The 13,263-nt window shown below is 63.8% G+C and carries 13 protein-coding genes and 1 pseudogene; 4 read left to right on the top strand and 10 right to left on the bottom strand.

Going from position 1 to position 13,263, the window contains the following annotated elements:
* A partial coding sequence (locus VFC51_12570) for an MFS transporter (GenBank protein ID HZT07860.1) occupies window positions 1–288 on the top strand: 288 nt, incomplete at its 5' end.
* 37 nt (window positions 289–325) lie between these two features.
* Here VFC51_12570 and VFC51_12575 read toward each other — a convergent pair.
* The 4 genes from VFC51_12575 to VFC51_12590 all read right to left on the bottom strand — a co-directional run bounded on the left by VFC51_12575 (window position 326) and on the right by VFC51_12590 (window position 5,705).
* Window positions 326–1,342 (bottom strand): hypothetical protein, encoded by a 1,017-nt coding sequence (locus VFC51_12575; protein HZT07861.1) that lies wholly within the window; start codon window positions 1,340–1,342, stop codon window positions 326–328.
* 85 nt (window positions 1,343–1,427) lie between these two features.
* Window positions 1,428–2,291, bottom strand: coding sequence for a DHHA1 domain-containing protein (locus VFC51_12580; protein HZT07862.1), 864 nt, complete (start codon window positions 2,289–2,291; stop codon window positions 1,428–1,430).
* 45 nt (window positions 2,292–2,336) lie between these two features.
* Complete coding sequence (locus VFC51_12585; protein HZT07863.1) at window positions 2,337–3,980, bottom strand: UbiD family decarboxylase; 1,644 nt, start codon at window positions 3,978–3,980, stop codon at window positions 2,337–2,339.
* A gap of 12 nt (window positions 3,981–3,992) precedes the next feature.
* Complete coding sequence (locus VFC51_12590; GenBank protein ID HZT07864.1) at window positions 3,993–5,705, bottom strand: ABC transporter substrate-binding protein; 1,713 nt, start codon at window positions 5,703–5,705, stop codon at window positions 3,993–3,995.
* 169 nt (window positions 5,706–5,874) lie between these two features.
* Between VFC51_12590 and VFC51_12595 the strand changes: the two genes are divergently transcribed.
* Window positions 5,875–7,005, top strand: a complete 1,131-nt coding sequence (locus VFC51_12595; GenBank protein ID HZT07865.1) for an LLM class flavin-dependent oxidoreductase — start codon at window positions 5,875–5,877, stop codon at window positions 7,003–7,005.
* 7 nt (window positions 7,006–7,012) lie between these two features.
* Here the strand turns inward: VFC51_12595 and VFC51_12600 are convergent, their stop codons facing one another.
* The 6 genes and pseudogenes from VFC51_12600 to VFC51_12625 all read right to left on the bottom strand — a co-directional run bounded on the left by VFC51_12600 (window position 7,013) and on the right by VFC51_12625 (window position 11,946).
* Window positions 7,013–7,201: a hypothetical protein gene (locus VFC51_12600; GenBank protein HZT07866.1), complete on the bottom strand. Its 189-nt coding sequence runs from the start codon at window positions 7,199–7,201 to the stop codon at window positions 7,013–7,015.
* A 1-nt stretch (window position 7,202) separates the two neighbouring features.
* On the bottom strand, window positions 7,203–9,305 hold the full coding sequence (locus VFC51_12605) for an ATP-binding protein (protein HZT07867.1): 2,103 nt from the start codon (window positions 9,303–9,305) through the stop codon (window positions 7,203–7,205).
* A 528-nt stretch (window positions 9,306–9,833) separates the two neighbouring features.
* Window positions 9,834–10,232, bottom strand: coding sequence for a hypothetical protein (locus tag VFC51_12610; protein ID HZT07868.1), 399 nt, complete (start codon window positions 10,230–10,232; stop codon window positions 9,834–9,836).
* 60 nt (window positions 10,233–10,292) lie between these two features.
* A complete protein-coding gene (locus tag VFC51_12615; protein HZT07869.1) occupies window positions 10,293–11,252 on the bottom strand; it encodes an ABC transporter substrate-binding protein in 960 nt (319 codons plus the stop codon).
* Window positions 11,253–11,297: 45 nt separating this feature from the next.
* On the bottom strand, window positions 11,298–11,702 hold the full coding sequence (locus tag VFC51_12620) for a hypothetical protein (GenBank protein ID HZT07870.1): 405 nt from the start codon (window positions 11,700–11,702) through the stop codon (window positions 11,298–11,300).
* Window positions 11,703–11,775: 73 nt separating this feature from the next.
* Window positions 11,776–11,946: pseudogene (locus tag VFC51_12625) on the bottom strand (phthalate 4,5-dioxygenase).
* A 202-nt stretch (window positions 11,947–12,148) separates the two neighbouring features.
* On the opposite strand from VFC51_12625, the gene VFC51_12630 reads away from it, so the two are divergent.
* Window positions 12,149–12,415: a hypothetical protein gene (locus VFC51_12630; GenBank protein HZT07871.1), complete on the top strand. Its 267-nt coding sequence runs from the start codon at window positions 12,149–12,151 to the stop codon at window positions 12,413–12,415.
* A 39-nt stretch (window positions 12,416–12,454) separates the two neighbouring features.
* Window positions 12,455–13,216, top strand: coding sequence for a hypothetical protein (locus VFC51_12635; protein HZT07872.1), 762 nt, complete (start codon window positions 12,455–12,457; stop codon window positions 13,214–13,216).
* Window positions 13,217–13,263 lie beyond the last annotated feature (47 nt).

Here is a 13,263-nt window from a genome sequence, read left to right on the forward strand (position 1 = left end):
TTCCTCGCGGGGATCGGCAATTCGGCCGCGGTCGTCCTTGCTATTCCCATCATGGCGGACCTGGTGCCCAAACAGCACATGGGTCTGGCGACGGGGATCTTAGCGGCCGCCGGATCGATCGCCGCGCCTTTCGCGAGCCTCGTAGCTGGAGGGCTCGCGGACGTCTACGGGCCGCGAGTGATTTTCGCCGTCATGGCGACCATGACGCTCGTCGGCATGCTCCTGCTGCCCGGCGTGCAGCCGCCACCAGAGCTTGCCGCGCCGGGCGCGGAGTCCACGCGCACGTGAGACGGAGCAGGGCCGGACGGAGACGCCCAGCGGCGCGCTAGAGATCCCGCAGACTCTCCGCGAACAGATCCTCGACTTTCGGCTTCTCCTTGATGAATCCCTGCTCGAAGGAGAAGTCGATCGAGGTCTGCAACATGTCGCGGTTCCCCTTGACACCGTAGACAAAGGGATCATCGCCGACGATTTTGCGCGTCATCTGGACGTATTGGTTCCCGAAGAAGAGGGCAGAAGGAATGCTCTCCGAAAAGCGCTCCTGCCAGACCCGCTTCGATTCGAGGAAGGCCTTGTAGAGATTGAAGGGCAGCCACGGGTTGGCGCGATAGACGTCGCCCCGGACGGCGTATCCGTGGTTCGACGGAACAAACCCGTACTTCTTGACGAAGCGCTCCGCCTCCGCCATCCGGTCCGGGAAGAGCGGCTTCACTTTGCTCCAGTCGGCATCCTGCGCGCGGATCGTGGTCGATCGATCGATGATGTTCCATTCGCGCGAGAAGGCCCGCCCGACCGGCGCGGCATCGATCTCGTGATTCACGAGCATCGACGCGAGGCTCTTGTCCTCGGGAATGCGGTGGAACTTGATGCCTTCCATGGGCTTGAATCCCGTCGCGCCGCCGTGGCTGAATACCTCACTGCGCTCCATGTACCAGTCGACGCTGAACTGATCGACGCCGAAGTCGTGCTGCATCACCCCACGAAACCAGAGCGAGGCGGTCTGCTGGTATTCGCCGACCCCTACTCGCTTCCCCACCAGATCGTTGGGGGTCTTGATGCCGGAATCCACGTGGTAGGAATGCTCCATGTGCATGAACCGGCGGGATGGGAAGATGGGCAGCATGACCATGTCCGCGCCATGCGAGCGCGCGATCAGGTAAGAGGAGATGGACATCTCGGACAGCTCGAACTCCCAGAAGTTGAGCTGGCGCCAAAAGGTCTCGGAGGGGTCCGAATAGGTCGGGATCAGCTCGACGCCTTCGATTTCGACCTCGCCGCGGAGGAGCGGCTCGACGCGCTCATTCTTGCCCGTTACGAAGCTCAGCCTCAGCTTGCTTGCCACTCGCGTTGCTCCCCTCTCAGTCGTGAAATTTGATCCGTCGGCCCTGGATGATACTCCGATCAGCCAGACGGGGAGAAAGGCGTCATCACCCCTCGGTCGCGTCCTCTGATTCGGATGTTGGCTGACGTTCCATATCCCACGGGAGCACCCGGCTTTGAAACCCGGACGCGTTTCGGTGGCCACCGCCGCCGAACGCCCGCGCAATGGTCGAGACGTCGAAGCTGCCCGCGGATCGAAGAGAGAACTGCCAGACGCCGTCGGCCCGCAGGAAGAACGACGCCGCGAACGGATAGTCGGGGTACTTGGTGCGCAAGCGGTCGATGTGCTCCGAGCAGTTCATGTTCGGGATGTTGATGACCGGAACCGTATGGCCGCCGATGTCGCGAAACAGGGCGTGCGCGCATGCCGCCTCGCCGTACGCGTCGATATATTGCTGGACGGCCTTGCCGCGCTCGACCGCTTGCTCGAGGCCTGCCTCCACCAGCGCGTCCCACGATTCGAAAGTCATTGGAAGCGAGCTGATGTATGCCATCGCCCAGCGTGTCTCGTCGCCAAACCGAAAGCGCCACAGATCACGGTCCTCGACGATGTCGACGATCCATGGCCTCGGCTGGGCGCCCTGGGCGAAGTAGTCCCAAGCGATGCCGGCGCCGGAGCGCTCCATATCGAATTGACAGAACGGCAACCCATCGAGATCATCCCGCGCGGTCTTGTGATGATCGAGCACGAGGATCCTGGCGGCCCCCTCCGCCATCTCCAGCATCGTGGCGCGCGGATAGGCGAAGTCGAGCACGTAGACGTCGCGGCCCACCACGTTCGGCGGCCGCTCCCCATGATGGGCCGGCCGAAATGTGGTCGCGACGTCCGGGCGCAGCTTCCGGAACGCCCACGCTGCCGTGAACCCGTCGAAGCAGCCGCCGTGATAGATCACGAGGGTATTCTCGCTCACATGTTCCTCGCTCAAACCCAACCGCGCGACCACCCTAATTGTGCCTCAGTCGCCCAGGTCTGACCGCTGTCGCATCTGGTCATCCACCGGGATCGTCTGCTTCAGGAGGAGCGCCGCGGCCTCGTCCATGCATCCCTGCTCCGTTAGCTCCACGAGCCGAGCCGCTTCCTGCGGCCAGTGGCCGAGTGACTGGCCAAACCAGGGGCCCTTCGGCTGCAGCGGAGGAAGCTCCAGTCGCTGCCACAAGTCTCGAGCGTGCTCCATGTAGTCTCGCCGAGGAAGCGAGATCGGCGGGTTCGCCCACTTTCGCGTCGCGTCGATGAGCATGATTGAGGCGCCCTGCGGGCTGGCGAGAGACGTCGGGTAGGACTGTTCTGTGCGCGGGACGTCGCGCGGCGCCACCGATTCGTCGAGGCCGGCCTGTCTCCCCTGAATGATTTTGATGTCCCGGTGAGGCTGGTGGCGATTGATCGCGGCCCACAGCACCGACTCGAGATCCCACGGATCGATGTCCTCGTCCACCGCGATGACGATCTTGGGCCAACTGGTCGCGACGGACATCACCGCGTACAACGCCTGCCAGACCACGCTGTTGGGCGTTCGCGATCCGCCGAGGTCCTGCATGCGGATGACGCAGAGGTGACGCGCGCTGCCGCAGTGGTGGAACGCCACGTCCTTGACCTGTGGGATTCCGTGCGCCCGCAGGAGCGCCAGCACGCGGCCTTCGCAGTTCACCGCCCGCATCAGACTCGATTCGCTCGGCGGCATCTGACAGATCACGTCGTGCCAGATCGGGTCCTTGCGATGGGTAATGCAAGTGACCTCGAACGCGTGGACCCGGCCGCCAAACATTACGTGACCTCGGTTTTCGCCACTGGGCCCGTCGAGGTCCATGACGTCCGTCGGGATCCTACCCTCGATCACGACCTCGGCCGTTGCCGGCACCTCCAGGTCAACAGTTTCCGCGGGCACCACGTCGATCGGCTCACCGATGAGCCCGCCGGCCACCGCCAACTCGTAGACCCCGTGCGGGACGTCGGTAGCGGCCACCAGGGGCACGACCGGAACGGCCCCGACGACGATGGCCGCCTCCATCGGCACGCCCCGCTGCCGGCACTTGTGCCAGTGCATGCGCAGGTGGCGCGTCGTTCGAATGTTGGCTCGCGTGGGCCCCAGGACGATGCTGTTGTACATTCCCGCGTTCGCGATGCCGGTATCGGGGTCGCGGGTGATCACGGCGGCCGCCGTTATTCGCGGAAAGGCCTCCCACCCGTTCGTGGCGATGGGAACGCCGAACTCCATCAGGGCGCCATGCTCCATGAGCGAGTCGCCCTTGTGGACTTCTTCTTTCACCGGGCCCGTCGCGACGCGCCGCGGCGCGACTTGGTCGGTGAGCGCCCGGGTCCAGCGGTCGTGGACTTCAGCCTCAGGGCACCCCAGTGCGAGAGCATACACTTCGCGGTTCGCCGCGATCACCGACGAGGCGACCCGACTTACTCTCTTTCCGTCGCGGTCCGTCACGTTCTCGAAGAGGAACCCGAAACGGTTCGGTTCGTCGATGCCGCGGTACTGCCATTTGACCAGGGGGTGCAGCTCGCGATCCTTGTCGACTGGATCGAAGATACGGCGGAGCTTGCCCGCCTCCTCCAGGTGGTGCAGATACTCGCGAAAGTCTCGATAGTAGGTCATATCCGTCCTTTCTTATTTGCGCACGTCCCATTCGCCAGCGTTCCACGGCGGTCCAGCCCCGACATTGACGAGGCGCGCCCCGATCATCTGGGGTTCTAGGTTGTAGAAAAGCCCCAGAAGAAGCGCCTGATCGGTCATTTCGTGAACGATCTGCCCAAGGATGCGCATGCGCTCTCCTCTGGGGATCGTGATGAACAGGCGGTCGATGAGCGCGTCGAAGGCCTTATCTACGTAACGTGAGTTGTTCTGGCCGACGAATCCGTTTTCTGGCAGGGGAGTCTGGCTGCTGTGGATACGCTTCAGGAAGTTGATGTCGGACGGTTGGTTGTAGAGAAGGAAGCCGGGAAAGGTCGCCATGTAGGGGCGGTCCTGCGCGCGCTGTGGAGGAATGATGGTCGTTTCGACCGCGAGCCCGATCTGCTTCCAGTAGTCGGCGACGGCGAACACGGACTTGCGACCAATCTCGATTCCGCGATTGCGAATCTCGACGGAGACTGGTTGCCCCGCGGCGTCTCGGAGCACGCCGTCCTGTCCGCGTCGAAATCCCACGCTCTCGACCAGCTGGGTCGCCTGGCGGGCATCGTATGGGTATTTGACCGCGGATCCCTCCACGTCGTCGTAATCCGGCTCGTTCGGACCGAGGAAGAAGTGCGCGACCTGCGACATTCCCGGTCGGAGCAGCGTATCGGCCATCGTCTGCCGATCGATCGCTGAGAGGAGGCCGCGTCGAAAGCGCGGGTCGCCGATCGCGGCGGGCTCAGGCGTCAAGAGTTGTGGGTACATCACAAGCCAGCCGTTGACGTCGGTCTCGATCTTGCCGTCCCGCCACTGGTCCCCCACCTGGAGCGCCTCGTCCAGCGAGAGGCTCCTCCCCAGGGTCAGCTCGACGCTGCCGGCCAGGATATTCGCGGACAGCGTGTCAGGATCGGGGATGAACTTCACCTCGATCTCGTCGACCTTCGGGCGGCCAAGGACGTACGCGTCGTTGGCGACGAGGAGAAGATGGCTGCCCGCGACCCACTCTTTCAGCTTGAATGGGCCGGTGCCGACGAACTCCGGACCCCAGTATGGCAGCTCCCCCAGGGCGGCTCGATTGTCGAGATAGGGCTTCTCGACGATGTGCTTCGGAACGGGCAACAGGACAGAATCGGTGGCCAGAAGCCCATCCGCCTGAATGAAGGGCCGATTCCAGTGGACGATGAAGGTCTGCGCGTCGGGCTGCTCGGTGCCGCGGATCGAATCGAAGGCGAGATCGCGAAAGAGGGGCACGTCCTTGTCCTGTCCGATGGCCACCGTGAACGCGAGATCCTCGGACGTAAAGGGCGCGCCATCCTGCCACACGATGCCCGAGCGCAAGTGCCACGTCGTCTCCATCGTGCCGTCGTCGGCCACCTTCCACAATCCGTTGTCCGTGGACGGCACGGCGTCCGCAAGCTGCGGGTGCAGCTTGCCCTTCACGTCGACCGACGACAGGCCCGCCGTCACGAGCTGGCCCACCTCGCTCGCCCCGGGCACGCCGGCGCCGCCGGCGGAGTTGATCGTGTTGCTGAGCGTCGGTGGGTCTCCCATGATGGCGGCGACGATGCGCTTCGGCGCCGCGGGCGCGGAGGGAGGTGCGGAACCGATGTCGGTGATCGAAGACGGACGGGAAGACGGGAGACTGCAGCAGACGAGCACGAGGGCGAGGGCGAGGGCGAAACCAGTGGCGGGCGTCCCACGTCTCATATAGCACGTCACTCCACACATCCCGGACGTCGATTCGCTGGCTCCGCCATGGTACTGTATCGGCGAGCCTGCTCGGGAGGATCGACAGCACTATACCGGCGGAGCGCCGCCCAGGTCCGTTCGGCGCCGGACTTTCCGAGCAACGCATCCGCCTGGCCAGGAGGGAGAGATGGAAGTCTGGATCCGCCAATCGATGGCATACCACTGTATCGAGAATGGAGGTATGCCCTTTCCCGTCCCGGGCAGGCTCTACGATCGCGCCCTCGGCGAGTCGCTCTACTCCGATCGGATGCGTTTCATTCGGCGAGTCGACGAGCTCGGCTTCGACGGCCTGATCTTCACCGAGCACCACTTTGGGCCCAATGGCGGCCTCACGCCCTCGCCCATCGTCATGCTGGCGGCCGCCTCACAGGTGACCGAGCGGATCAAGCTGGTCACGATGGGGATTTCCCTGTCCGTCTACGAACAGCCGGTGCGCCTGGCGGAAGAGCTGGCGATGATCGACAACCTGTGCCACGGGCGACTGGTCGTCGGTCTGATCACGAGCGCCGCGCAAAGCCTCTACGCGTTCACCATTCCAGTCGACGAGGAGCGATCTCGATACCACGAGGCGTACCATCTCATGGTTCGGGCATGGACGGATCCGGAGCCATTTGAGTGGCGGGGAACGCACTTCAACTACGACTGCGTCTCGATCCTGCCGCGGCCTCTTCAGACGCCGCACCCGCCAATTTGGACGACGTGTAGCTCGGAGGAGAGCCTCCAGTGGGCTGCTCGGAATCACTTCTGCCTTGTCGCCCCCGGCACGACGGCACAGACCTTCGACATTCTGAATTACTACCGTGAATACGCCCAGACACACTGTGGCTGGACGCCCACCGCGATGGACCTGGGGATGGCGCGCGAGTTCTACATCGCCCCGACCCAGGCCCAGATTGACGCCGTCATCGACGACCTCCTGGACAACGACGAGGTCAACGGCGTCAACCCCCGATTCCGCGTGCCGGTCCTGACCAAGATGCTGCGCGAGCAATGGTCCACCCGCACGTACGACTATGGCTCGCACCTTGGCCGACCGGCCGGGAGCGGGCGAAGCGCGGAGGGGTACTCGGGCGGCCAGTTCCTCCTCGGTGATCCCGACGCCATCACCCGTCAGATCATCGAGCAGCACGACGTGTGCGGACGGCCGGGTGTCCTCATCATTCGACCTGAGATTGGAACGATGTCACTCGACGAGGTCGGCGACGGATTGGAGCTATTCGCGAAAGAGGTGCTCCCCACGGTCCGAGCGATCCAGTAGCGACTTGCTACGATCGACCTTCGCGCACCACAAAGCATCCGGCCGCCACGAAGAACCCGCCGAGCACGACGCCGGTATAAATTCCTGCCAGCCCGGGCCGCAACAGGCCGGATGCCGCGAGCGCGCCCAGGGTGATCAGGCCGGTCAGAGCGGCACCGATTCCGGCGCCGAGCACAACGTCAACGAGCGACCGCACCTCAGCGCGACGCGATGCTGCTGGCGGCCGGTGAGTCGAGCACCTCGCGCACCTTTTGAGCCAGGGCAGTTGGGGTGAACGGCTTCTGCAGATACGCGACCGATGCGCCGACCAGACCATGGCGAAGCGCTACGTCATCGGTATAGCCGGACATGTACAGCACTCGGCTCTCCGGTCGCAGGGCCGATAGACGGCCGGCCAGCTGACGGCCACTCATCCCGGGCATGACGAGATCCGTCACGACCAGATCGATGGGACCTGCATGGCCCTTCGCGATCTCCAGCGCCTCGTTTCCCTCGCGGGCTTCGATGATGCGATAGCCGCGGGCATCGAGGGCTGCGCACGCCAGGGCGCGCACCCCGGGCTCATCCTCGACAACCATCACGGTCTCCGCCCCTCGCGCGACCGCCGGCACCGCCCGGGAGGAGGAGGCCGCGAGGACGGCCTCGTCGTACCGCGGGAGATAGATCTTGATCGTCGTGCCGATGCCCGGTTCGCTATAGACCCAGATGTCCCCCCCACTCTGCTTGACGATCCCGTAGACGGTCGAGAGGCCAAGCCCCGTTCCCTTACCCCGCTGCTTGGTTGTGAAGAACGGCTCGAACATCCGGGCCTTGGTGTCCGGATCCATCCCCACGCCCGTGTCGCTGACGGCGAGTAGCACGTGTCGGCCCGAGCGCGGCAATCCATGGCGATCGAGGTACGAGTCGTCAATTTCGACGTTCGCGGTCTCGATACTGAGCCGGCCGCCCGTCGGCATCGCGTCCCGTGCATTCGCAGCGAGGTTGATCACGACCTGGCTGAGCTGACTGGGGTCGGCGCGCACCGAACCCAAGCCAGGATCCAGACGCTCGAACAGCTCGACATCCTCGCCGATGATTCGGCGCAGGAGCGCATCCATCTCCGACACGACGGCGTTCAGATCGAGCACCTCCGGCCGGAGCACTTGCCGACTGCTGAAGGCGAGGAGCTGGGCCGTGAGGGCTGCGGCTCGCTGGCCCGCCTTGATGATCTCGTTCATGTACGTCGCCCGATCCGGATGATCCGGGCTCACCTGCAGGAGTTCCCCAAAACCGTTGATGACCGTCAGGAGATTGTTGAAGTCGTGGGCCACACCGCCCGCGAGCATGCCCACGGCCTCCATCTTTTGTGATTGCCGAAGCTGCTCTTCGCTTTCGCGAAGGGCGGCTTCGAACTCCTTGCGTTCAGAGATGTCGACGGTCACGCCGCGAATGCCGATCGGCGCGCCGGTTTCGTCGTGGATCAGTCGGCATCGGGTCTCCGTCCATACGACGCGACCGTCTTTCGCGACGTAGCGGTAGTCGAGCTGGCGATCGTTGCCGGGCTCGGTGCTGGAGAGCGCTTGCGCCATGACCCGTAGCCGGTCGTCCGGATGGATGATTGTGAGCCAGAATCCGGGCGTCCCGAGAAGCTCATCCACCGTGTAGCCGAGCATGGTCTCGACGTATCGACTGATGAAGGGCACCCGCCGCGCGCCACCGCCCGATTCCCACCAGTCCTCCCATACAATGCCCGGAACGTTGTCGATGATGGCGTCCATGCGCTCGCGCTGGGCCTTCAGATCGTAATACGCGTTCTGCACGGCGTCGTGAAGCCGAGCGCGCTGAATCACCAGTGCGAGCTGGCTGGCGAGGACTTCGAGGATCCGCGTCTCCTCGCGCGAAATCTTTCGCCGGTAGCGCGTGGCGAGCCAGAGGATGCCGAGGGACGCCTCACCCGCGCAGATCGGAGCGACAATGACGGTGCGGAATCCCTCATTCTTGAACGATCGATAGCCCTCGACCGTCTCGAGGTCTTCAATGCAGATCGTTTGCCGGGTCGCGAGGGACCGGTACCGAATGGTTGGATGTCCGTGACTCGACGGGTTAAAACGCCCGCTTAGGACATTCGCGGAGCTGCGGTAGCCACGGCTCGCCGCTGGCTCGACGTGATTCTCCCCGTCCGTGACTAGACCGATGACCCCCGCGTCGTAGGGCCCGATGAGGAGCATTCGGTCGAGGCTCTCCTCGAGGACGCTCTGAAGATCGGACCCCCGAATCAGGGTCTGGCTGATCTCGCGGAGCACGCCCTGTCGAGCGGTCATGACCCGCTTCCTCGCCCCTTGGCAGAGACGCAGCGGGCCCCGCGGGAACTGGCGCCCCGATCGCGGTGGCTGCTCCCCACTCCCTCACCGCCTCGTGGCGAGCGGCAGTGGGTCCGGGCTACCCCGCTCACAACTCGCTGGCCTCGACTCCTGTTACTCGTCGTGGGGCCGCGCGCTACCCGCCCAGCAACGCTCGGGTGGTTGACTGTCCGTGTGACAGCAACGAGGAGGGGTCCCCTATGGTCCGCATTGTTCACCGGATAGCTGCGACGATCATTGCGGTTTCGGCAGTGTGGGCCGTGGTGGTGGCTGCGCTGGCCATCGCAGTCGGGCCCGCGAATTTGTGCCACGCGGCGTTCGGACCCGGACTCTGTTCGTTCTACGGGATGTGATGGCTCCCCGTGCCTGCGACGCGACCCGCCGTAGCCCATCAACGTCAGCAGTCCTCACGGCAATACCAGGCCGGAGCGAGACCGCCCCGGCCTGGTATGTCTCGTTAGGGGGCGTGCCGAGCGTCTGAACGTATCTCTACCAGTACCAGGGCCAGTAGTAGTAGCCGTAGCCGTACGGTGGGTAATAGCCGCCATAGTAGTACGGATACATGCCGTAATACCAACCGTACGAATACGGGTACCCGTACGAGTAGCCGTAAGAGGGGTAGTACGAGTATGGATAGTACCAGTACCAGTACGGATAGTACGAGTACGGATAGTACCAGTACGGGTACGAATAGTAGTACGGCGAGTACGTGTAGTAGTACGGCATGCTGGTGTAGTAGCTGTAGTAGTTACAACCGTACGTCGTTCCGTAGTACGTGGTAACGCACTGCGCGCTCGTGCTGGGCGTGGCAACGCTTGCGCTCAGGAGCAACAGCAGCCCCAACATCGGAAGCGCTAGCCAACGAAGCGTAGGCCGGATCAGGCGCATGGCTCGTCCCTCCAATGAAGTTCTGAATTGTCCCCGGCGCGCATTCTAGCAAATTCGAGATTAGGCTCCGGGAAGCGCCGCGGCGGCGGGGACAAAGAGGCTGGCGACGGACAGGCGCTCCGGAGTCACGCCCTGCTCGAACGCGAAGTCCATCATGGCCTCGAGGGGTCGCCGATTATCCGAGACGTTGTATGCCCAGTAATTTGTTCCCATCAGCTCGCGCTGCTCGTCCAGCAGCGCGCTGGCCCATGAGATGGAGAGCACCTGCTGCTCCTCAATTCGCGCGAACGCCTCATCGCGAGAACGCCGAAACGCCCTCAGCAAGGCGACCGGCGCGTCCGGATGCTCGTCGACAAAGGACTGCGGGAACGTCACCATGTGGCTTATGGGAAAGATCCCCGTCTTCTTGAAGTACGCTTGCTCCTCCGTCTTGTAGTCGGGAAAGAGCCTTCTCACGCGTGGGTCCTTCGCCCGAATCGACGGCAGCACATCGGCTTGAATGACTGCGTCCACCTCTCCCGATACCAGTTTCGAGTCGAGCTTTCCCTCTCCCAGCGGCTCAATCACCATTCCCGGCGGTGGATCTTTGGGCACAGGACCGGCGGATAGCCACCGGATCCGGGTCAGATCGACGTGATAGTAGTGCTGAAGAGCGCCGCGGGCCCAGATTCCTGCCGTGTTGGACCAAATGAGAATGCCGACTCGCTTCCCTTCGAGATCCTTTGGGTGCCGGATCCCTGCCGATGCGTTGACGAAGATGTAGGAGAGGCGAAACTTCCGATTCGGAAATGCGGGTATCGCGATGAATGGAACACCGCGCGCCCGCTCGCCCACGTAGCTCCCGAACGAGTACTCGCACGCGTCGATCTCCCCCTCGCGCAGCAGCCGGTGAATCGCGCCATCGTCGGTGCCGTGCGTGATTTGGAGCGAATACCCTTCAACGGTGACCGTACCGTCGATGATTGGCAAGTTCAGATCGTGTTCGGCAATGCCGAGTCGGATGATGGGCTCCTCGGGCATCGATTATTCCTCCGTTGTGCAACGCGATCTCGAAATCGATTGCGGCTATGTCCGCCCCGTCACCGAACTACGGCCGGCAGATACTCGGGCACCAAATCTTCCACGATCCCAACGTCCGTCGCTCCGAGATGCTCCGTGGTCCGATCGTAGATCCGCGGCATGATCCTCGTGGGGATTGTCGCCGATTCCGGAGAAGCTTCTCCGGTCGCGCATCGCGGCCCGGTCCTGGCGGTCGTTGTTGGCGACGTTGCGCACTTTCCCGCCATCCGGAGAAACGTCCACCCCTGGCATGATCTTGCGCCGGCGAAGCGCTTTCTCGTGGTCGATCCCGAGCGTCCGGCTGACGTAGATACCGTAGTCCCACGTATGCTCGTCGTCGATGTGCCCATGACCGCGCGGGGGGACCAGACAGAAGCAGAGCGCAATGAAGCGCATGGACTGGACGCGCATCGAACGTTCGGGGTCGGGAGGATGGTTCCGCCCCGTGCCGCGGCAGAACCCGTAGGGTCTGTCCACGATCTCGACGGAAGGCGACGAGGTCCTCCCCTAACAACCGCACGCGGGCCGGATCCGAGTGCGGCTCCGCGACCTCCTCCGACAGGAGCGCCGGCATCCAGTACCGCCGCATGACGTCGCCCATTGGGGTCCCCGGTTCGACGCGGGTTAGCAGCTCGTCTTCTACGCGACTGAGCACAGCCACCCTCCTGTGGTGTGGCCGATTCTACGGATGGGTAGGTCGAGTCGCAAGGGCTCGATGAACGCGAGACACTGCCCCCGCGCACAAACAGCTTGATCGAGAGCGAGGCTCGTGTCCGACAGCTCTTCGCCCGTATGCTATAAGCACCCAGCGGCTGGCGATGATTTCGCGGCTCGGTTTTTGGCACAGGAGAGTAACGATGCAGAACAACGCCCCGTCAGAATCGGACCCCATCGCCCGGCTGAAGCCGGGCCAGAAGGTACTGGCCGGGCATGACGAGGTCGGTGAGGCGGCAGGGGTGGTCTATCGCGGAGACGCGGCGTTCCTGCACATCATCCGTTATGGCGCCGGCAAAGACGAGCTCTTCGTGCCCGTGATCGCCATCGATCGCGTGGTCGGCGACCACGTGTATCTACACCTCGACGCGCTGGACCTCGCCGCCAAGCCCTGGCACGAACAACCGTAGCCTTCGTGAGCGCACCGTTCAATTCCGTGAGTAACTGACATGACACACCACATCGTTCGACGGGGAACGCCGCTGGTGGGCGTTCTCCCGCTCGTCTTATCCTTACTGCTCCTCATCGCGTGCTCTGGGCCTCGCGACGCCGTGATTCCCACCGACATCAACCGCTGGGACAGCGACCTCCGGCCGGTGATCGACCGCCTCACGGGAGACGATCGGCGGCTGGCCGTCGCCTACCTCGACCGCGAGCGACAGGCAGCATCCCTCAGCGGACAACCGGTCCCAGCCGGCGTGACCGTCGGGCAGGCAATCGACCTGCAGCGGAAATTCGAACAGGACCAGGCCAAGCAGCGCCTCCAAAGTCGGGAACGGCAGGACCAACAGGAACAGGCCCGCAAAGAGGCGGAAGGTCGGGCCGCCGCGGTGTTCGGAATTACGCTCCTGGACAAGAAGATTATCCCCGCGGATCTGGCGAGCGGGAATCGCTCGGATCAGGCGGCATTTACGTTCCAGTTTGCAAACCTCAGCGACCAGGAGCTGCGCGAGGTCAAGGGCGACCTCCACCTCTCTGATAGCTTCTTCGGCACTGAGCTGAAGGTCATCCCGCTGGACTACCGCGACCCCCTGGCACCGGGAGAATCGGTGACGTGGACGGCCACGATTCAGCTCAGTCCGTCGGCAATCATCGACCAACGCGTGCGAAACGAGGAGCTGAGTCAGATCAAAGTCGTCCTCACGCCGGACGTTGTCGCCTTCGCGGACGGAAGCATGCTCGACCTACCGGTCGCGATCGCGCAGCCGTGAGCCGCGACCGATCACGCGGGCTCCACGTGCCGACGGCCACCCTTCCA

The sequence above is a fragment of the Chloroflexota bacterium genome (assembly GCA_035652535.1).
Taxonomy (GTDB): domain Bacteria; phylum Chloroflexota; class UBA6077; order UBA6077; family SHYK01; genus DASRDP01.

Bases quoted from the DNA above. Each gene is read 5' to 3' on its own strand.
- VFC51_12585 (HZT07863.1), bottom strand. From the start codon at position 3,980: ATGACCTACTATCGAGACTTTCGCGAGTATCTGCACCACCTGGAGGAG.
- VFC51_12590 (HZT07864.1), bottom strand. From the start codon at position 5,705: ATGAGACGTGGGACGCCCGCCACTGGTTTCGCCCTCGCCCTCGCCCTC.
- VFC51_12595 (HZT07865.1), top strand. From the start codon at position 5,875: ATGGAAGTCTGGATCCGCCAATCGATGGCATACCACTGTATCGAGAAT.
- VFC51_12605 (HZT07867.1), bottom strand. From the start codon at position 9,305: ATGACCGCTCGACAGGGCGTGCTCCGCGAGATCAGCCAGACCCTGATT.
- VFC51_12610 (HZT07868.1), bottom strand. From the start codon at position 10,232: ATGCGCCTGATCCGGCCTACGCTTCGTTGGCTAGCGCTTCCGATGTTG.
- VFC51_12615 (HZT07869.1), bottom strand. From the start codon at position 11,252: ATGCCCGAGGAGCCCATCATCCGACTCGGCATTGCCGAACACGATCTG.
- VFC51_12620 (HZT07870.1), bottom strand. From the start codon at position 11,702: ATGCGCGTCCAGTCCATGCGCTTCATTGCGCTCTGCTTCTGTCTGGTC.
- VFC51_12630 (HZT07871.1), top strand. From the start codon at position 12,149: ATGCAGAACAACGCCCCGTCAGAATCGGACCCCATCGCCCGGCTGAAG.
- VFC51_12635 (HZT07872.1), top strand. From the start codon at position 12,455: ATGACACACCACATCGTTCGACGGGGAACGCCGCTGGTGGGCGTTCTC.